Raw genomic sequence first — 18,678 nt, 5'->3', positions numbered from 1 at the left:
GTTCGTTTAACACAATCGTTTTAGTTTTGTGGATTTATTGAGCGGGAGGGTTGAGTTGAAAAAGCTGAATTCAAGGGTAAATTTATAGAAATCCGGTTTTTTGGCTACTCTGCGTTTTGTCTTTGAAACAGGCGATTAAGCCTTCGCATATAAGAGGACTGTATGCTATGCTACGCCCCCTTAACCTTAGGGGCTGCGGCCTGTTACAGATATGCGTACACGCGTTAAAATTTGCGGTTTTACCTGTGCCGAAAATGCAAGATCTGCAGCCTTTATGGGTATTGATGCAATCGGTTTGGTATTTTACCCACCCAGTTCGCGTCATGTGGATATTGATGCGGCAATAAAAATTGTTGCAGGGTTACCTGCTTTTGTTTCGGTTGTCGGATTGTTTGTCGATGCCGATGAAACTTCTATCAGAGACGTATTGAAGCATGTTGCTATCGATTGCATTCAGTTTCATGGCGATGAAACAGCGGAGGCTTGCCGGATATACGGTAAGCCTTATATCAAGGCCGTGAGAATACGCAATGACTCATGCCTTGATCAAGTGTGTAAAGATTATTTTGATGCGTCCGGATTGCTTCTGGATGCCTATGACCCTGGTGCTAAAGGTGGAACAGGCAACTGCTTTGACTGGGATTTGATCCCTGAACAATGCGATTTGCCTTTAATTCTGGCCGGAGGATTGGATGTCAGTAATGCGAGACAGGCAATTCTGCAGGTAAGACCTTATGCTCTGGATGTCAGTAGCGGTGTTGAACTAAAAAAAGGTATAAAAGATACCGCTAAGATGGCGGCATTTTTAAGCGAGATTAATGAGGCTGATAGATTATTACGATGACCGAAAAATATAACATGCCGGATGAACGCGGACATTTCGGACCTTACGGCGGAATGTTTGTAGCTGAAACGTTGATGGAGCCTATCCAGGAATTGAATACGGCTTATCAACATTATATCAAAGACCCCGAGTTTTTAGCGGAACTTGACGATGACCTGCGGCATTATGTGGGACGTCCTTCTCCGTTGTACCATGCCCAAAGATGGAGCAGGGAACTTGGCGGGGCTCAAATTTACTTGAAGCGTGAAGATTTAAATCACACAGGTGCTCATAAAGTAAACAACACCATCGGTCAGGCGCTATTGGCAAAACGAATGGGTAAAACCAGAATCATTGCTGAAACAGGGGCCGGACAGCACGGTGTTGCAACGGCTACCGTTGCCGCCAGACTGGGGCTTGAATGTGTGGTTTACATGGGTTCGGTTGATGTGGCCCGGCAATCGTTAAATGTCTACCGCATGAAGCTGTTGGGCGCTACTGTCGTGCCGGTTGAATCTGGCTCCAAGACTCTCAAAGACGCATTGAACGAAGCCTTGAGAGATTGGGTAACCAACGTCGATAATACCTTTTATATTATAGGCACGGTGGCAGGACCTCATCCTTATCCAGCCATGGTGCGCGATTTTCAGTCGATTATTGGCCGCGAATCGAAAGAACAGTGCCTGGAAATGACAGGCAGACTGCCGGATGCGTTGGTGGCTTGTGTCGGCGGTGGGTCCAATGCGATCGGTTTGTTTTATCCGTTCATCGATGACCGTTCAGTTAAAATGTTCGGTGTTGAAGCTGCCGGTGATGGCGTAGAAACAGGCCGTCATTCGGCTCCGTTATGCGCAGGCCGTCCCGGAGTCCTTCATGGTAACAGAACCTATCTGATAGAAGACGACGATGGTGAAATTATCGAAACCCATTCAATTTCAGCCGGCCTCGATTACCCTGGGGTAGGACCGGAACATGCCTGGTTAAAAGACACCGGGCGGGCTCAATATGTCAATATTACCGACGAAGAGGCTTTGGTTGGTTTCCATACATTAACTGAATTGGAAGGTATTATTCCTGCGTTGGAAACAAGCCATGCAATTGCTTATGCAGCAAAACTTGCTCCGACCATGGATAAAGATCAAACCATCATTATCAACGTGTCAGGACGGGGTGATAAAGACATACTCACGTTGGCTCAACGCGAGGGGATAGAATTGTGAGTCGTTTAACTGCTAAATTTGAAGAGCTGGCTAAAAGTGGTCGTAAAGCCTTGATACCGTTTATAACTGCCGGAGATCCGGAACCTGGTTTTACTGTGCCTATGATGCATGACATGGTTGAAGCCGGCGCCGATATTATTGAATTAGGCGTACCTTTTTCAGATCCCATGGCGGATGGTCCGGTCATACAAAAAGCGAGTGAACGGGCATTGTCTCATCACATGAGCCTGCGAAAGGTATTAATGTTGGTTGCCGAATTCAGAAAAAAGGATGAGCAAACGCCTGTGGTATTGATGGGGTATTTGAATCCCATTGAAGCAATGGGTTATGAAGATTTTGCGAATGCTGCACAACGAGTCGGTGTGGATGGTGTTTTAACTGTCGATTTACCGCCGGAAGAGGCTGTCGATTGTGTCAGCCTGCTTAAAAGCCGGGATATTGATCCGATTTTTCTATTGGCTCCCAACAGCTCAGAAGAACGCATCAGGCTTATGAGTGAAGCTGGAAGCGGTTATCTTTATTATGTTTCTTTAAAAGGAGTCACCGGTGCAGGCCATCTTGATACAGTGAATGTTAAGGAAAAACTGGATGTTATCCGGGAAAATACCGGACTGCCTGTTGGCATAGGCTTTGGCGTCAAAGATGCGCAAACGGCTAAAACAGTCTCAGAAATTGGTGATGCCGTGGTGGTCGGTAGTGCGCTGATCAGCAAGATTGAAGCTCATTTGGATGATCCTGTCCAGGCAAAAGCCGAAATCGTTGAATTACTAAAGTCAATGCGCCAAGCGATGGACAGCTGAGCTTTAAGCTATATCTATACCCGGAGTTCGACAAAATGAGTTGGTTTGAAAAATTAGTACCTTCAACGATAAGAACAGAAGGTTCGAGCAAAAAAAAGGGCACCGTACCAGAAGGTCTTTGGACCAAGTGCCCCAGCTGCAGTGCCATTCTTTACAATACGGAGCTGGAAAGAAACGCCAGTGTTTGCCCAAAATGCGAACACCATATGCGCATTTCTGCAAGAACCCGGCTTGAACTATTTCTCGATAAGAATGATCAGGAAGAAATAGGGGCCGGCATAAAACCTACTGATCCGCTTAAATTTAAAGACAGTAAAAAATATAAAGACCGAATTACTCAAGCACAAAAACAAACCAAGGAAAACGACGCGCTGGTCGTTGTTAAAGGAAAATTAAAAGGAAAGGACATCGTTGTTGCCGCTTTTGACTTTGGTTTTATGGGCGGTTCAATGGGCTCTGTCGTCGGTGAGCGCTTTGTAAGAGGTGTTAATAAAAGCCTGGAACTTAAAATCCCTTTTATCGTTTTTACTGCCAGTGGTGGTGCGAGGATGCAGGAGTCGCTGTTTTCGCTTTTTCAGATGGTAAAAACCAGCGCCGCATTAACGCGTCTTTCTGAAGCGGGAATTCCCTTTATTTCCTTTATGACTGACCCCACTATGGGGGGGGTGTCGGCAAGTTTGGCCATGTTGGGCGATATCAATGTTGCTGAACCCAATGCGCTGATCGGATTTGCCGGACCCCGCGTAATTGAACAAACTGTGCGCGAAAAATTACCTGACGGGTTTCAGAGAAGTGAGTTTCTTCAGGATCACGGGGCTATTGACATGATTATTGATCGCCGTGAAATGAGGGATAAGCTTGCTGATATCTTGTCTATTTTAATGGCGTCAAAACTTGAATCAACCAGTTACAACCAGATCCCAAGCTCAGATAATGAGGTTGCTGTTGAAGAACAGACGGTATAGTCATCTAGTACCCGCCTGATCAGTTCATAAACATGTCATTTAATTCTTTGAAGGACTGGCTGCAATGGCAGGAGAGCCTACACCCGCGCGTTATTGATTTGGGTTTGCAACGTGTAGGACAGGTTTTCAGTGCTTTGCAGCCGAAGTACAATAAACCGGTAACGTTAACGATCGCCGGTACTAATGGCAAAGGTTCAGTTGTCGCGTTTTTGGAGTCGATTTATATCGCTCAAGGTTACAAAGTCGGCACTTACACCTCGCCTCATATTCTCAAATACAACGAAAGAATCAAAATAAACGGAATTCCTGTATCGGATGACCTTATTTGCAGTGCTTTTGAGAGAATTGACACCGTTCGATCCGATGTATCTTTAAGTTACTTTGAGTTTAGTACCTTGGCAGCATTGGATATCTTTGCTCAATTCGATCTGGATGTGCAATTGCTGGAAGTCGGATTAGGAGGCAGGCTGGATGCCGTCAATATTATTGATACTGACTTGGCCATTATTACGAGCATCGGCATTGACCATACTGAGTGGCTAGGTGATACACGCGAATCTATTGGCAGAGAAAAAGCCGGCATTTTTAGAAGGAATGTGACTGCCGTTGTCGGTGATCCTGTTCCTCCCTTATCGCTTAAAATCTGCGCAGATGAAAGTGGTGCAAAAGTCAGCTTCATAAATCAGGATTTTTACTTCGAGAAGCACCCGCATGGATGGAATTGGTTTGGCGAGCAAGTTCAGATAAGCAATTTGCCTTTACCTAATTTAAAAGGGGAGCATCAATACAGAAATGCTGCCACAGTAATTGCTGCAATCACGGCAATGCAGACTTCTCTTCCGGTTGATCGTGATGCTTTAAACAAAGGTATATCCCAGGTTCAATTACCCGGAAGATTTCAATACATCGAGGGTAAAATACCGGTCTTGCTTGATGTGGCGCATAATCCCCAAGCAGTCGAAACTCTGGCTGATTATCTTAAGGAAAACTTTAGTCAGATGCGTGTGCGTGCCGTTTTTTCCGTGATGAAAGACAAGGATATTGCCGGTATCATCAATATTATCAAGCCCTTCGTGTTTGACTGGTTTTGTGCGCCTTTAATAAACAATGTCAGAAGTGCGCCCGATTTTATGTTGCAAGAAATATTTGCAAGTTGCTCGGTGCCGCTCGTTCATACGGGGTTTGCCGATACAAAGTCCGCTTTTTTAGCGGTTAATCAGGTAGCAGAAGAGGGTGATTTGGTGTTGATATTTGGTTCTTTCTTTTTAGTATCGGAATACTTAGCCAGTTTAGAATAGAGGTTATTAATAATGGATCAGGAATTAAAACAAAGGCTTATTGGCGTCGCGGTTATAACTGCTTTGGCGGCAATCTTTATCCCTATGTTATTCGATAATCCGGTTGACGAAAGCGGACAAATTGTTAATGAGCTGACAATCCCTGAGCCACCCGTTCAGACATTTGAAGAGACCGCTCAACAAGTGCCCCCGGCCGAGGCGGTATTAGAACAAAAAGCTGATGATGAGGTAATTGTTCCAGATGGCGAGGATCAGTATTTACCCTTAAATGAAGAATATGTCGAGGACGCCGGACAATACACTGCCGATTTTCGGCAGAATTATTCTGAGATTGGCGATCTAGGAGAAGGAGCCGCGCCTCAAGTCCAGACTGTTCAACCGGACACAAAAACATCATCACAAGCCGGGGTCTCTGAAAATGATCCGCTCACAACTTTAGCAGACGCTAGTATTGATCCAGTGCAGGAGCCGTTAAATACCCCGGCAGTCTCGTCTGCCGTTCCGGATGCAACCGGCTGGTATATACAGCTGGGAAGCTTTAGTAAGCAGGAAAATGCTTCTACCTTGTATAACAAATTAAAAGCCGATGGGTTTCCTGTCATACTGGATGAAATAAGAACACCTGCAGGTAAAGCTTATCGATTAAGGGTCGGCCCGGAGTCTGATAAAAACAAGGCTGTCACTATTAAGTCAAAACTTGATCAACAACATAAACTCAAGAGTATTTTGACCGGAGGAAGTAAACCTGCGGCATCAGATACTCTCAAATCGCCTGCTCAGCAAGTTGATAAAGCATTGTCCGCGAAAGCTGAAAAATCCGTGGCGGATAATCCTCCTGCATCCGTCCGATGGTTCGTTCAGTTGGGGACTTTCACTAAACAAGAAAATGCGGTTGCGTTAAGAGATAAATTGCGCAGCAAGGGATTTTCTGTCAATTTTGATGAAATTACGACATCAAAGGGAAAAGCTTACCGCTTAAAAGCAGGACCTGAATTGAACAAGAAAAAAGCAGAGGAGATGAAAGCTAAACTCGACAAAGTTACAAATTCTTCCACGCTGTTAAAAGCCGAGTAGAAGATAAGTTGGGGTTGATTCGAGGGTTGTTAGCAAATAGGATTTATAGTTTTAACGCATTCTCTATTAAAAGCTAACAAAGAACGTCAATATCCCTGCTTTAAATAATCATTGGAAACAGAACAGTATCAGTGAGCGGTATCAGAAAAACGACAGCTTTATCAAGGTAACAGGCAATGATGATCTGGGTTGATTACACCATTATTGGTTTGGTTGGTATTTCATTGGTGATGGGTCTTTTACGTGGAATTTTGAAAGAAGCGCTGGCACTTTCAATGTGGGTCATAGGGATTTGCATAGGACTGATTTTTAGCAGTGAGTTGTCAGTTTGGCTGCAACCGGCTATTGAACTGCCAATAGCAAGAATTGGCATGGCATTTGGTATCCTTTTTTTTACGACACTGTTAGTGGGCGGTGTTATTGAATTGCTGTTGACTGAATTAATTAACAAGACTGGACTTACGATTTCTGATCGTTTTGCAGGTATGATTTTTGGTGCAGGACGCGGTCTTGTTGTTGTCTCTTTATGTATTATGCTGGCGGGCTTAACCTCTTTACCGGAAGACCCCTGGTGGAAAGAATCCATTTTAATCCCCCCATTTCAAACATTGGCCATCTGGATCAGGGAACACCTTCCTTCCGGTTTGGCCGGCTATGTGAATTATCATTAACCGTTCCAGAAATTAAGGCTCTAAGATGTGTGGTATCGCCGGTATTGTTTCTCATCGTTATGTCAGTCAGGAATTATATGATGCTTTGACTGTGCTTCAGCACAGAGGCCAGGATGCAGCAGGAATTGTGACCTGCGAAAACGGCCGATTGCATCTGCGCAAAGACAATGGCTTAGTCAGAGATGTGTTCAGTAACAGTCACATGCTGAAACTAAAAGGAAATATGGGCATTGGCCATGTCCGTTACCCTACTGCCGGCTGCACAAGCTCTGCTGAAGCCCAACCTTTTTACGTTAATTCTCCTTTTGGTTTGACGTTGGCTCACAACGGCAATCTGACCAATACCGAAGAGTTGAAGCAGGCCTTGTTTGTTGAAGATCAGCGTCATATCAATACCGATTCGGATTCGGAAGTATTGTTAAATGTGTTTGCTCATGAACTTCAAGAGCTGAAAAAACTGAAGCTCAGTGTAGAAGATGTATTTACGGCAGTAACCAAGGTTCACGAACGATGCCGCGGTGCTTATGCGGTTGTGGTGATGATCGCCGGTGTCGGCATTCTGGGATTTCGGGACCCTCACGGTATAAGGCCTATTGTTTTTGGCGAGCGCAAATCCGAAAGCGGTTCGGAATTTATGATCGCCTCGGAAAACGTGGCTCTGGATGTTCTGGGTTTTGACATGATCAGAGATATTGAACCCGGTGAAGCGGTATTTATAGAGGAATCCGGCATTCTCCATACCAAGCAGTGCTCTGCCTTGGTGGACCACTGTCCGTGTATTTTTGAATATGTTTACTTTGCCCGGCCGGACTCCATTATTGACGATATTCAGGTGTATAAAGCCCGTCTTAGAATGGGGGAAAAGCTGGCCGATAAAATCATACGTGAATGGCCTGATCATGACATTGATGTTGTCATCCCCATCCCGGATACCAGCCGGACTGCCGCGCTGCAGTTAGCCAACCGCCTGGGCGTAAAGTTTCGCGAAGGATTCATTAAAAACCGGTACATAGGACGGACGTTTATCATGCCCGGCCAGCAAATGCGTAAAAAATCGGTTCGGCAGAAATTAAACGCTATCGATCTGGAATTTGAAGGTAAAAACGTATTATTGGTCGATGATTCCATTGTTAGAGGTACCACATCCGAACAGATTATTCTGATGGCGAGGGATGCAGGCGCTAAAAAAGTCTATTTTGCATCGGCGGCTCCGCCGGTCAGGTATCCTAATGTGTATGGAATCGATATGCCTGCCGCCCGGGAGTTGATCGCGCATAACCGCACCGAAGATGAGATTTGCCAGGCGATCGGCGCAGATAAAGTAATCTATCAGGATCTTGATGATTTAATTGAAGCAGTTAGACGCGGTAACCGTAATATCAAGCATTTTGATACATCCTGCTTCAGTAAAGAATATATCACCGGTGATATTGATGATGCCTATTTGGAAAAAATTGAAAAGCTGCGTAATGATGGTGCGCAAATAATGCGAAATTCAGAAAATTTCATTATTGGCATGCAGAATTCAGATTGACCTTAGATGACACAGGATATGGAAACAAAAAAGTACCTAGACGAAACACTGGCGATAAGAGCGGGGCATAACCGGACTCAAGAGGATGAGCACAGTATCTCTATATTTACCACGTCAAGTTATGTTTTTAAAAGTGCCCGGGAAGCGGCGTTAAGATTTACCGGTCAACAACCCGGAAATATTTATTCACGCTTCACAAATCCAACCGTTAATGCTTTTCAGCAAAGATTGGCACTGATGGAAAATGGTGAGCGCTGTTTGGCATTTGCATCAGGAATGGCTGCCATTATGGCGGTGGGTATGGGTTTATTAAAAGCCGGTGATCATGCCGTAGTATCCAGAAGTGTATTCGGCAATACCGTTTTAATGTTTCAAAATTATTTTGGAAAGTTCGGAGTAACAACAGACTTTGTCGATTTGACCGATTTATCGGCATGGGAGGCCGCAATAAAGCCGAACACCCGGTTTTTATTTTTGGAAACCCCTTCCAATCCTTTGATTGAAATAGCCGACATAACAAAAATTGCTGAAATAGCCCACAGGAACGACTGTTTACTGGTAGTAGATAACTGTTTTTGTACGCCTGCCCTTCAAAAGCCCCTGGATATGGGGGCTGATATTATCGTGCATTCTGCCACTAAATATATTGACGGGCATGGGCGTTGTGTCGGGGGCGCAATAGTTGCCAGTGATGAGATTATTGAAAAAAGCATTTATCCTTATCTGCGCACGGGCGGTGCGACGATGAGTCCATTCAATGCCTGGGTCTTTCTGAGCGGTCTTGAAACCTTGTCGATCCGAATGAAAGCACATTGTGATAATGCCTTTGAATTAGCTAACTGGCTGGAACACCAGGAAAGTGTTGAAAAAGTGCATTACCCCGGTCTTGCGCATCATGCCCAACATGAGTTGGCTAAGCAGCAGCAAAAGCATTTCGGAGGAATTGTCAGTTTTGAAGTAAAAGGCGGGCAAGAAAAAGCATGGTCATTGATTGACTCAACGCAACTGATTTCGATAACGGCCAATTTGGGGGATGTAAAATCGACAATAACGCATCCGGCAACCACGACTCACGGACGCTTGTCACCGGAAGCAAGACAGGCAGCCGGAATCAAGGACAGTCTGGTAAGAATTTCCGTTGGCTTGGAAAATATCGAAGATATCAAGAATGATTTGTTACCAGGCCTTACAAACGGTTAATTGTCTCTAAGAAATTGCGGCAATGGATTCATGATTCAAGAACTACCTGATTTCTGCCGTTGCCCTTCGCTTTGTAAAGGGCTTCATCAGCACGCGTGATAAGGCTTTCTACAGTATCATCAGGCCTCAAAGAGGCGATACCAATCGATACCGTTATCACGCCGATAGATTCGCTGTTATCTTTTCGTTTCAATCGGCTTTTTTCCAAAGTGGATCTAATATTTTCGGCTACTGTTAATGCTTTTTGAATATGTGTGTCAGGCATGATAATTGCCATTTCTTCTCCTCCGAATCGGGCTGCGAAATGGGCATCTTCTGTGTGTTGTTTGATTAATTTGGCAGTAAATTTAAGTACTTTATCGCCGACCAAGTGACCATAGGTGTCATTAACTTTCTTAAAATGATCCAGATCAAGCAGCGTTAAGCACATCTTGGTGTGTTTATTCTTATTAACCAAATGCTCTAAAGTTGTGTCAAAAAATCCTCTGTTTAACAAACCTGTTAATGCATCGCAGGATGCGCTTTCTTTAACCTGGACCAATTCAATGCGTAATTCCTCTATTTCTTCTTTTGCTTTGTCGAGTTTTGATTGTAAATCCTGACTTGTTACCGTCAGGCCATTCGTTTCAATAACGATTTCAGCTAGGAGTTGTTTAAGATCATCTCGGCTGTTGATGTTTTCAAGCAGCTTTGATTTTTCCTGAAAACTGATTGTTGCCGCTGATGCCTTTAAGCTCGAGGCTTCGACAGTTTGAGCCGTGTTATTCATTAAGCTGATAAATTCGTTGTTGATTTTTTCAAAGGCTTCTATCGAACTGCTGCAAATAAATTTTTTATACAGTTCAAGTGCAAAAGCCTGATCAAACGGTTGATTTTTATCTCGCCAGTTATCAATAGCCTGATTTAAAAGTTTATTTTTGCCGGTTACATATTCATACCAAACAGAATAATTAATAGGATCAGCAGATATTCTATGGTTTGCCATTATCTGTATGATCTGTCGTAAATAATGACTGTTTTCTTCGAATGTATGGTTATAACTGGAAATAATGGACATTAAATTGGATCGTCTGTGGTTGAAAATCAATTAAAACAAGTCGTTCTTTGATGGCTTTAGATTTTTTCAATCCTATTCATAAAAATAAACAAAATTCGTAATTATTAGCCCGCTTTTAATTGAGTGTATAGGTGATTGATTTCAAAAGGGAGACTGGATGCGTTCCTGTATATCTCTGCAACATTACTGTTGCAAAAAGCTTTTTTAATCAACCACCTACACCCCATAAAATTGTAGAGGTGAACCGATATCAATATTCATTCAGCGACGATAAACGCTTAAAAAAAGCAGTCAGTTCCTTAACAGATTTTGTTACTTTTAGTAAAGGAAATTCTAGTCAATAAATGAGATTAAGCTATCTTTATCTCAATCAAGAAGATTTCAGAAACTGGTAACTCAATAATGTTCCAAGATCGAAAAGAATATAGAAAAAACTTTACTTCTTCAGGGCAACTGTATTTAGGAGGAGAGGTGCTGGACTTTATCAGTCATGATGTGTCGGTCAAGGGCATTTCTATTGAAGTGTTACCAGGGCTGCTGCTGTCATGTTATGAAGATTTTGAAGCGTGTCTGGCCGAAACATCTCACGCTGAAATCTTCGTCAAAGATTTAATGCTGACGGGCGAAGCCGAAATAATCTGGCTTCGCCAGGAAAACGGCAAAACATTAATTGGGCTTGAATTTAAAGATGTCATTTATAACGCTGAAAAAATTTGGCTAAAAAGGCAATATTACCGGAAGCAACAACATTTTAGCGGTTATATGTTATTGAAAAACAAACGTATTGAGTTCGAGGGTAAAAATGTATCAGTGGATGGTCTGATGATTCATTTGGTACAGGGAGACGAAAGTTTAATACCCGGAGTGGTCGTTAAATTATTTTCCGAAGCTTTAAATATAAGAGCGCTGGCTAAGGTGTGCTGGGTAAAATCAGAAATTACCGGTCAAGGTCTGTTTATGGGCTTACGCTACTTGTCGAGCGAATAAAGAATCACTGAATCTTCAGCAGGTTATCCAGTTTTTTCTCCCTTTCCAATGCATAGAGATCGTCGTAACCCCCTACATGATAGTTATCGATATAAATTTGAGGCACGGTTCGCCGTTTAGTTCGCTGCATCATTTCCAGTCGTAATTCAGGCTTTTCGTCGACATTCATTTCGATATAGCGAACGCCTTTTTTATCCAGCAATCGTTTGGCCATAATGCAATAAGGGCAGATCGTCGATGTATAAATTTGAATGTCAGGCATGTCATTTAATTCCATATTTAAAGAGTCATTTCATTTTAGGGATATGCATTAATTTATTCAATGCACTTCGACTTAATCCAACAATTTATCAGAGCCCAGGCCGCTACTTCAAGAGATCGGCCGAACGCAACAATACCGTCTTCATGGCCTTGCATGCTGAATATTGAACAAGTGTCCAGTTGCCCGCCGGTAAATAATTCTTTAACCGCTACGGCCATTTCCGGCGATCCGTATAAAACTGAAATCGGCGTATAAGGAAGCCCTAACTCTCTGGTTTTTATCCACAGCTCAGGACTGTGAACATGAATTACAGCTTTAATTTCAGGATCTTGTTGATAAACACTGGCATGCGTCAGTGCTTCCGATGACGGTTTTGATAAACCGGTTGAGGTTAAACGGTTCTTTATTATTTCAGTGCCAGTGACCATGCAATAATGCTCAGTTTCCAATGCTTCAAGATGCCCCGTCTGAGTGCCGCTAATAATGAATTGATCCATTGTATTGTCTGATTTGAAGCTGATATTGCCAAATCCGTATCCGTCGTATCTTTCCGGGTTTTGACCGATCAGTCCTAACCGGTGAAATAGTGTTCGCCAGGCATTAATAGGACGCAGGTCAATTCCGGCAGGTAAAGGGGCATGAGCATGATGAAGCTCAAATTTGATAACGCCTTCTGGTTCGTTCATGGTGTCGAAGAATGGATGACCGCTTTCAAAATGCGTTGTAGTTTAACCAATGCAAACAAAGGATGAACAATTTTCAGAATTTTAAGGTTAATTAAGATAAAATGCTCGGTTTTAAACGACTTAGCCTCAAACAGCGTAACTACTGGCCCGCTTTGAATTAAGAGGGTAGGTGAATGATTCAAAGGACGCGTGAATACGTCCCTGTAGCTCTCTGCAACATCCCTGTTGCGGAAGCCTTTTCAATCAACCACCTACACCCACTAAAATTGGAGAGGGTAAGCAGATACCATGCAGCATTACTATTGGTAGTTGATTATGCGATGTCCATTTTGTGGGACACAAGACACCCGGGTCGTTGATTCAAGACTTTCTAACGAAGGCGACCAAGTACGCAGGCGGCGTGAATGCATTGTCTGTAAAGAACGATTCACTACTTATGAGTTTGTCGAATTAAGCTTGCCAAGAATTGTAAAACGAGGCGGGGCAAGAGAACCTTTTGATGAAAACAAGCTGCGTTCCGGCATGTTGAGGGCTCTGGAAAAAAGACCGGTAGGCAGCGATGCTATTGAAGCGGCCATCAACAGGATCAAAAAAGAGCTGATGGCGAAAGGCGAACGTGAAGTGACTGCCAATGAGTTAGGGGAAAAAGTCATGCGAGAATTAAGCGAACTGGATCATGTCGCATTTGTCCGTTTTGCCTCTGTCTATCGCAGTTTTCAGGATATCAGTGAATTCACTGATATGATCAATCATCTACAAAAAAAGTGAGAAGATCTGTTGCTGGATATCGATGCTGAGCTGATGGCGCGAGCAATCAAGCTTGCCCAAAAAGGCGTATACACAACTGACCCTAATCCACGCGTTGGTTGTGTTTTAGTTAAAGACGGACAGATTTTGGGTGAAGGCTGGCACAAAAAGGCCGGTGAGGGACATGCTGAAGTAGAGGCGCTAAAAAATGCGGGCGACGTATCCGGTGCCACAGCTTATGTGACCCTGGAGCCCTGCAGTCACTATGGTAAGACGCCACCTTGCGCGGAGGCTTTGATCAGTGCAAAAGTCGCTCGTGTTGTTGTCGCCATGCAAGACCCCAATCCGCTGGTATCCGGACGAGGTATCTCAAATTTAAGAGCGGCGGGCATTGAAGTTCGTTGTCATGTTTTGGAAGAAGATGCCCAAAAGCTTAATCCTGGCTTCATCAAGCGGATGCAGACGGGCTTGCCGTATATTCGCAGTAAATTGGCCATGAGTCTGGATGGGCGGACTGCGCTGGCCAGCGGCGAAAGCAAATGGATTACCTCGCCACAGGCCCGGTCCGATGTTCATAAGCTTAGAGCGAGAAGCTCAGCTATTATGACCGGAATCAATACCGTTCTGGCTGATGACCCGCAATTGAATGCCCGCATTGATAAACCGCTGGTGCAGCCATTACGCGTGGTTCTGGATTCGCAGTTAAAAATGCCTGTCAACGCGAACATGTTAAAAATTCCTGGGCGCACGGTTGTTTTAACCTGTTGTGATGATGAAAAAAAAGCACAATTACTGGAACAGTCCGGTTGTGAAATTGTCAGAATCGGCCAACAAGGTGCAGTTGTTGATTTGTCTGCCGCATTAAAATTTTTGGGGACCCTGCAAATCAACGAGTTGCTCATTGAGGCGGGGGCAATTTTAAACGGTGCCTTACTGAAGCAAAACTGCGTCGATGAATGGATTGTTTACCAGGCAATGTGTGTATTGGGCGATAAAGGTCGGGGATTATTTTCGCTGCCCGAGTTGACCGGTATGGCCGGAAGAAAACAACTCAAACTGGTTGATGTTCGGCCTGTTGGTCCCGATCTCCGGCTCAGTTTGACTCAATTAATTTAAGCAACATTAAAGAAGCCATGTTTACAGGTATTATTTTGGCAATAGGGCAGGTCTCGGCCATCACGCCTAAAGAGGGTGACGTCCGTCTTAAGATTCAAACGGGCAAGTTGCCGATGTCTGCGGTTCAGCTCGGCGATAGTATCGCGGTTAACGGTGTCTGTCTGACGGCGGTAGAACTGGGTACTGATTATTTTATTGCCGATGTGTCTAATGAAACGCTGTCTCGCACAACGCTAAATGAAGCTAAAACAGGTTCGCCTGTCAATCTGGAACTGGCATTAACGCCCTCGACCCGGATGGGCGGTCATATTGTCAGTGGTCATGTCGACGGCATAGGCACGATTCTCGATAAAAAATCAGACGGGCGTTCCTGGCGTTTTCGTGTCGAGGCACCCAATACAATTGCCAAATATATTGCCGAAAAAGGATCTATCTGTATTGATGGCATCAGTTTGACGGTTAACGAAGTTGAAGGCGCCGTGTTTGGTATTAATATCGTGCCTCATACACTAAAGGAAACAACATTGGGTACCAGTCACATTGGTACAAAAGTCAACCTGGAAGTGGATCTTCTGGCTCGTTACATGGAGCGCTTACTCCAGGGCGGTAGTGCCGAGTCATCAGAATATACGGGCGGTGTTACCGAACAATTGCTCATAAACAGCGGATTTTTTAAACATCAATGAATACCATAGAAGAAATTATAGAGGACCTGCGCCAAGGCAAAATGGTCATTATCATGGACGATGAGGATAGGGAAAATGAAGGCGATCTGGTCATGGCTGCCTCATTCGTCAGATCCGAGGATATCAATTTTATGGCGCGTTACGGTAGAGGATTGATTTGTCTGACCTTAACGACTGAGCGGTGCAAACAGTTGCGGCTGCCGTTGATGGTCAACGAAAATAAAACGGCCCATTCGACTAATTTTACCGTCTCTATTGAAGCCGCTACCGGTGTAACAACCGGTATTTCTGCGGCTGACCGGGCCAGAACGATTCAATGTGCCGTAGCAACCGATGCAAAAGCCGAAGATTTAGTCCAGCCGGGGCATATTTTTCCATTAATGGCGCAATCCGGCGGCGTGTTGAACCGGGCTGGTCACACGGAAGCTGGGTGCGATCTGGCAAGGCTTGCAGGCGTAGAGCCGGCCTCCGTTATTGTTGAAATTTTAAACGATGACGGTAGCATGGCAAGGCGTCCTGATCTTGAGAAATTTGCAGATCAACATCAATTAAAAATCGGCACCATTGCCGATTTAATTCATTACCGGATACAAAACGAAAATACACTTGAGCGAATCAGCGAATGTAATTTTCCAACTGAGTTTGGTGATTTCCGTCTTTATGCATACCAGGACAGGAATGACAATAAGTTACACCTGGCGTTGGTGATGGGTAAAGTCGCCGGGGATGAACCGGTTCTGGTCAGAGTCCATGCGCGCAATTTACTGGATGATTTATTCTCATCAAAGCGTAATGAAAATAGCGTGTCGTTGCGTGAAGCGATGCGGATTGTCTCGGCAGCAGGCAAGGGTGTCATTGTCGTGATTCGCCAAAATGAAGACAATAAATCCCTGGTGGAACATATTCATCAATACCGGATGCAGGATAATGGCATTGCTCCGCAACCCGCTATGGTAGGCACAGACAATTGGCGTATGACCGGAACCGGTTCACGCATTTTAGCGGATCTGGGTGTCAGAAAGTTAAAAGTGATAGGAACACAGAAAAAGTATCTGGGATTGTCCGGTTTCAATCTGGAAGTGACCGATTATGCAGATCAGGACAGTTAAATAAACCGGGCTCATTAATAGTTATCACGCTAATGCTTACCTGCTTAAGACATTTTTTTACATTTAAAATTTAGAGAGTATCCATGTCAGCTATAAAAACCTTTGAAGGGCAGTTGTCTGCTAAAGGCGGAAAATTCTGTATCGTTGCCTCAAGATTCAACAGCTTCATTGTGGAGCAATTGGAAATGGGGGCTATTGATACGCTGGTTCGGCATGGCGCCGACAAAGCCGATCTCTGTTTGATCAAGGCTCCCGGCGCATTCGAACTACCCATGGTGGTGCAGCGAGCGGCTGCCACTAAAAAATATGATGCGATAATCGCACTGGGTGCAGTGATACGTGGTGGTACTCCGCATTTCGAATACGTTGCCGGTGAATGTGTGAAAGGTTTGGCGATGGTGTCTCTGCAATACGATATACCCGTCAGTTTTGGCGTATTAACCGTCGATTCGATTGAGCAAGCCATAGAAAGAGCGGGAACAAAAGCCGGAAATAAAGGGGCTGAAGCGGCTATGTCCGCATTGGAAATGGTCAGTTTATTCAAAAATCTGGAAAACGTTTAATGAGTCAGGCTCGAACCAATGCTCGAAAATCAGCTGTGCAGGCCTTATATCAGTGGCAGATGACCGGTCAGAATCTCAGTCAGATTGAGCTGCAGTTTCTCGAAGATGACCGACTTAAAGATGCCCAAAAGAGCTATTTTCATGAAATTTTTCACGGTGTTCCGGCGCAACTGGATAAAATTGATGAAGCACTAACGCCTTTTGTCGACAGGCCTATTGAAAAAATAGATCCTGTCGAGCGGGCTATTCTGAGAATTGGTGTGTATGAGTTGCTTCTGCGTCTTGATATGCCTTATAAGGTCGTTATCAACGAGAGCATCAATTTAGCCAAATGCTTTGGCGCTGAAGGCAGTCATCGTTATGTAAACGGTATTCTGGATAAAGTCGCTCAACAACAACGCGCGGGAGAGATAAAAATAAAAAATAGCGGGGCAAAAAAAACAAGTGGCGCTGACTGAATTCAGTTTAATCAGCCGTTTTTTTGCCGGTAAAACACATTATCGCTCATTCACGCATCTGGGTATTGGTGATGACTGCGCTCTGCTGAAGGTGCCCGATGGCCACCAATTGGCCGTGACCACAGATACGATGGTGGAAAGTGTTCACTTTTTGCGTGGCACAGATCCCAGGCAATTAGGATTCAAATTACTGGCAGTCAATTTAAGCGATTTGGCCGCGATGGGTGCAGAACCTATCGCAGTGAGCCTGGCCTTGACGATGCCGGAAGCCGATGAGAAGTGGCTGTCGGAGTTTTCAGCCGGTTTTCAGACGTTGGCTTCGCAATTTGGCGTTGACTTGATTGGTGGTGATACAACCAGCGGGCCGCTGACCCTGACAGTTCAAGCCATGGGATTGATACCTTCAGGACTTGCCTTGCTCCGATCCGGAGCTAAGCCCGGTGATTTGATCTTTATGACCGGCAGTCTTGGTGATGCCGGCTTGGGTCTCAAAATGGCCCAACATCTGACTAAAATAGACTGCCAAATGGCTTTGCAACGTTTTAATTGTCCAATGCCCAGAGTGCAGGAGGGCATTGCATTGCGCACTGTTGCCAATAGCTGCATCGATATTTCCGATGGCTTGGCTGCCGATTTGGGGCATATTCTGGAGCTGAGTTCAGTTGGCGCACGCCTTGATTTTGATCGGATTCCATTATCTGCCGGTGTTAATAAATACCTGAAGGAAACTGACGACTGGTCATTTCCTTTCTGTTCAGGTGATGATTATGAGCTTTGTTTTACCGTTGCGCCTGAAAAAGCAGATCTTCTGAAATTTGCCTGCACACAAATCGGCATCATCGAGTCGGAGCCCGGCATAAGAATTTCACGTAATGGCTTGATTGATTCATTAAAGGTAAAAGGTTTTGAGCATTTTTCTACATGAAGCCGGACGAAATAAGTTATCGCGATCAGAAATTTTGCGAGACCCCTTTTTGTTTCTTGCCTTTGGTTTCGGTTCGGGGCTATCCAAAAAAGCGCCCGGCACAATGGGTACACTCGCGGCTATTCCGATCTATTGGGCGCTATCGGCGTTAGATCCCTGGCTTTATGGTTTTCTGGTCATTTTAATCAATCTGGCCGGAATCTATTTTTGTGACTATGCGGCCAAAAAATTGGGTGAACATGATTTTGGTGGGATCGTCTGGGATGAAATAGGCGGTTTTTTAATTACACTGTTGTTTATTCCTCCGTCATGGATGGCAGTCTTAATAGGTTTTGTGCTTTTTCGCTGGTTTGATATCTTCAAGCCTTGGCCGATCAGTTGGGCTGACAAGAAAATCAATGGCGGCCTTGGTATCATGCTGGATGACATCATTGCAGGCGGGATATCCTGTCTGATAATGCTCTTTATTTTTAATGACCAGTCCGTTATTTAACAGG

Annotated in this window: 21 protein-coding genes; 18 read left to right on the top strand and 3 right to left on the bottom strand. The window is 44.5% G+C overall.

The annotated features are described in order from the left end of the window. Nucleotides 1-211 precede the first annotated feature (211 nt). From GO003_RS17580 to GO003_RS17540, 9 genes are all read left to right on the top strand, one after another. Nucleotides 212-844, top strand: coding sequence for a phosphoribosylanthranilate isomerase (locus GO003_RS17580; protein WP_159654584.1), 633 nt, complete (start codon nt 212-214; stop codon nt 842-844). Beyond that, nucleotides 841-2,043, top strand: coding sequence for a tryptophan synthase subunit beta (gene trpB / locus GO003_RS17575; protein ID WP_159654582.1), 1,203 nt, complete (start codon nt 841-843; stop codon nt 2,041-2,043). The genes GO003_RS17580 and trpB overlap by 4 nt, the downstream gene beginning before the upstream one ends. Continuing rightward, entirely contained in the window at nt 2,040-2,843 is an 804-nt protein-coding gene (trpA, locus tag GO003_RS17570) for a tryptophan synthase subunit alpha (protein ID WP_159654580.1), read from the top strand. The genes trpB and trpA overlap by 4 nt, the downstream gene beginning before the upstream one ends. A gap of 35 nt (nt 2,844-2,878) precedes the next feature. Next, the gene (gene accD, locus GO003_RS17565; protein WP_159654578.1) at nt 2,879-3,808 is read left to right on the top strand and encodes an acetyl-CoA carboxylase, carboxyltransferase subunit beta; all 930 of its coding nucleotides are present in this window, start codon (nt 2,879-2,881) and stop codon (nt 3,806-3,808) included. Between the two features lie 32 nt (nt 3,809-3,840). Further along, complete coding sequence (gene folC / locus GO003_RS17560) at nt 3,841-5,106, top strand: bifunctional tetrahydrofolate synthase/dihydrofolate synthase (RefSeq protein WP_159654576.1); 1,266 nt, start codon at nt 3,841-3,843, stop codon at nt 5,104-5,106. 12 nt (nt 5,107-5,118) lie between these two features. Further along, on the top strand, nt 5,119-6,180 hold the full coding sequence (locus GO003_RS17555) for an SPOR domain-containing protein (protein ID WP_159654574.1): 1,062 nt from the start codon (nt 5,119-5,121) through the stop codon (nt 6,178-6,180). A 179-nt stretch (nt 6,181-6,359) separates the two neighbouring features. After that, on the top strand, nt 6,360-6,851 hold the full coding sequence (locus tag GO003_RS17550) for a CvpA family protein (protein WP_159654572.1): 492 nt from the start codon (nt 6,360-6,362) through the stop codon (nt 6,849-6,851). A 25-nt stretch (nt 6,852-6,876) separates the two neighbouring features. Beyond that, nucleotides 6,877-8,385 (top strand): amidophosphoribosyltransferase, encoded by a 1,509-nt coding sequence (purF, locus tag GO003_RS17545; protein ID WP_159654570.1) that lies wholly within the window; start codon nt 6,877-6,879, stop codon nt 8,383-8,385. Nucleotides 8,386-8,403: 18 nt separating this feature from the next. Further along, the gene (locus GO003_RS17540; RefSeq protein WP_231089051.1) at nt 8,404-9,585 is read left to right on the top strand and encodes an O-succinylhomoserine sulfhydrylase; all 1,182 of its coding nucleotides are present in this window, start codon (nt 8,404-8,406) and stop codon (nt 9,583-9,585) included. Nucleotides 9,586-9,613: 28 nt separating this feature from the next. Here the strand turns inward: GO003_RS17540 and GO003_RS17535 are convergent, their stop codons facing one another. Next, the gene (locus GO003_RS17535; RefSeq protein WP_159654566.1) at nt 9,614-10,642 is read right to left on the bottom strand and encodes a GGDEF domain-containing protein; all 1,029 of its coding nucleotides are present in this window, start codon (nt 10,640-10,642) and stop codon (nt 9,614-9,616) included. A 402-nt stretch (nt 10,643-11,044) separates the two neighbouring features. On the opposite strand from GO003_RS17535, the gene GO003_RS17530 reads away from it, so the two are divergent. After that, nucleotides 11,045-11,629, top strand: a complete 585-nt coding sequence (locus tag GO003_RS17530) for a PilZ domain-containing protein (protein WP_159654564.1) — start codon at nt 11,045-11,047, stop codon at nt 11,627-11,629. 4 nt (nt 11,630-11,633) lie between these two features. Here GO003_RS17530 and grxC read toward each other — a convergent pair whose 3' ends face one another. Beyond that, nucleotides 11,634-11,891 (bottom strand): glutaredoxin 3, encoded by a 258-nt coding sequence (gene grxC / locus GO003_RS17525; protein ID WP_159654562.1) that lies wholly within the window; start codon nt 11,889-11,891, stop codon nt 11,634-11,636. 53 nt (nt 11,892-11,944) lie between these two features. Further along, nucleotides 11,945-12,577, bottom strand: a complete 633-nt coding sequence (locus tag GO003_RS17520; RefSeq protein ID WP_159654560.1) for a class II aldolase/adducin family protein — start codon at nt 12,575-12,577, stop codon at nt 11,945-11,947. A gap of 315 nt (nt 12,578-12,892) precedes the next feature. Between GO003_RS17520 and nrdR the strand changes: the two genes are divergently transcribed. The 8 genes from nrdR to GO003_RS17480 all read left to right on the top strand — a co-directional run bounded on the left by nrdR (nt 12,893) and on the right by GO003_RS17480 (nt 18,674). Further along, nucleotides 12,893-13,345 (top strand): transcriptional regulator NrdR, encoded by a 453-nt coding sequence (nrdR, locus tag GO003_RS17515; RefSeq protein ID WP_159654558.1) that lies wholly within the window; start codon nt 12,893-12,895, stop codon nt 13,343-13,345. A gap of 33 nt (nt 13,346-13,378) precedes the next feature. Beyond that, nucleotides 13,379-14,440, top strand: a complete 1,062-nt coding sequence (gene ribD / locus GO003_RS17510; protein WP_159654647.1) for a bifunctional diaminohydroxyphosphoribosylaminopyrimidine deaminase/5-amino-6-(5-phosphoribosylamino)uracil reductase RibD — start codon at nt 13,379-13,381, stop codon at nt 14,438-14,440. A 17-nt stretch (nt 14,441-14,457) separates the two neighbouring features. Further along, entirely contained in the window at nt 14,458-15,126 is a 669-nt protein-coding gene (locus GO003_RS17505; RefSeq protein ID WP_159654556.1) for a riboflavin synthase, read from the top strand. Beyond that, nucleotides 15,123-16,235: a bifunctional 3,4-dihydroxy-2-butanone-4-phosphate synthase/GTP cyclohydrolase II gene (gene ribBA / locus GO003_RS17500; RefSeq protein ID WP_159654554.1), complete on the top strand. Its 1,113-nt coding sequence runs from the start codon at nt 15,123-15,125 to the stop codon at nt 16,233-16,235. Before GO003_RS17505 ends, ribBA begins: the two co-directional genes overlap by 4 nt. Before the next feature lie 83 nt (nt 16,236-16,318). Next, complete coding sequence (ribH, locus tag GO003_RS17495) at nt 16,319-16,798, top strand: 6,7-dimethyl-8-ribityllumazine synthase (protein ID WP_159654553.1); 480 nt, start codon at nt 16,319-16,321, stop codon at nt 16,796-16,798. Beyond that, nucleotides 16,798-17,256, top strand: a complete 459-nt coding sequence (gene nusB / locus GO003_RS17490) for a transcription antitermination factor NusB (protein WP_159654551.1) — start codon at nt 16,798-16,800, stop codon at nt 17,254-17,256. Before ribH ends, nusB begins: the two co-directional genes overlap by 1 nt. Next, complete coding sequence (gene thiL / locus GO003_RS17485; RefSeq protein WP_159654549.1) at nt 17,243-18,181, top strand: thiamine-phosphate kinase; 939 nt, start codon at nt 17,243-17,245, stop codon at nt 18,179-18,181. Before nusB ends, thiL begins: the two co-directional genes overlap by 14 nt. Further along, nucleotides 18,162-18,674, top strand: a complete 513-nt coding sequence (locus GO003_RS17480; protein ID WP_159654547.1) for a phosphatidylglycerophosphatase A family protein — start codon at nt 18,162-18,164, stop codon at nt 18,672-18,674. Before thiL ends, GO003_RS17480 begins: the two co-directional genes overlap by 20 nt. The last annotated feature ends 4 nt before the right edge of the window (nt 18,675-18,678 follow it).

This window comes from Methylicorpusculum oleiharenae, assembly GCF_009828925.2.
GTDB classification, from domain to species: Bacteria; Pseudomonadota; Gammaproteobacteria; order Methylococcales; family Methylomonadaceae; genus Methylicorpusculum; species Methylicorpusculum oleiharenae.
Note: the sequence above shows the minus strand (reverse complement) of the source record. Positions and strands in the feature narration are given on the sequence as shown.

Coding starts and splice junctions, on each gene's coding strand:
- GO003_RS17530 (WP_159654564.1), top strand. CDS start 11,045: ATGTTCCAAGATCGAAAAGAATATAGAAAAAACTTTACTTCTTCAGGG.
- GO003_RS17555 (WP_159654574.1), top strand. CDS start 5,119: ATGGATCAGGAATTAAAACAAAGGCTTATTGGCGTCGCGGTTATAACT.
- nrdR (WP_159654558.1), top strand. CDS start 12,893: ATGCGATGTCCATTTTGTGGGACACAAGACACCCGGGTCGTTGATTCA.
- accD (WP_159654578.1), top strand. CDS start 2,879: ATGAGTTGGTTTGAAAAATTAGTACCTTCAACGATAAGAACAGAAGGT.
- purF (WP_159654570.1), top strand. CDS start 6,877: ATGTGTGGTATCGCCGGTATTGTTTCTCATCGTTATGTCAGTCAGGAA.
- nusB (WP_159654551.1), top strand. CDS start 16,798: ATGAGTCAGGCTCGAACCAATGCTCGAAAATCAGCTGTGCAGGCCTTA.
- GO003_RS17520 (WP_159654560.1), bottom strand. CDS start 12,577: ATGAACGAACCAGAAGGCGTTATCAAATTTGAGCTTCATCATGCTCAT.
- GO003_RS17580 (WP_159654584.1), top strand. CDS start 212: ATGCGTACACGCGTTAAAATTTGCGGTTTTACCTGTGCCGAAAATGCA.
- ribD (WP_159654647.1), top strand. CDS start 13,379: ATGGCGCGAGCAATCAAGCTTGCCCAAAAAGGCGTATACACAACTGAC.
- grxC (WP_159654562.1), bottom strand. CDS start 11,891: ATGCCTGACATTCAAATTTATACATCGACGATCTGCCCTTATTGCATT.
- GO003_RS17540 (WP_231089051.1), top strand. CDS start 8,404: ATGGAAACAAAAAAGTACCTAGACGAAACACTGGCGATAAGAGCGGGG.
- ribBA (WP_159654554.1), top strand. CDS start 15,123: ATGAATACCATAGAAGAAATTATAGAGGACCTGCGCCAAGGCAAAATG.
- folC (WP_159654576.1), top strand. CDS start 3,841: ATGTCATTTAATTCTTTGAAGGACTGGCTGCAATGGCAGGAGAGCCTA.
- GO003_RS17535 (WP_159654566.1), bottom strand. CDS start 10,642: ATGTCCATTATTTCCAGTTATAACCATACATTCGAAGAAAACAGTCAT.
- trpB (WP_159654582.1), top strand. CDS start 841: ATGACCGAAAAATATAACATGCCGGATGAACGCGGACATTTCGGACCT.
- GO003_RS17505 (WP_159654556.1), top strand. CDS start 14,458: ATGTTTACAGGTATTATTTTGGCAATAGGGCAGGTCTCGGCCATCACG.
- ribH (WP_159654553.1), top strand. CDS start 16,319: ATGTCAGCTATAAAAACCTTTGAAGGGCAGTTGTCTGCTAAAGGCGGA.
- GO003_RS17550 (WP_159654572.1), top strand. CDS start 6,360: ATGATCTGGGTTGATTACACCATTATTGGTTTGGTTGGTATTTCATTG.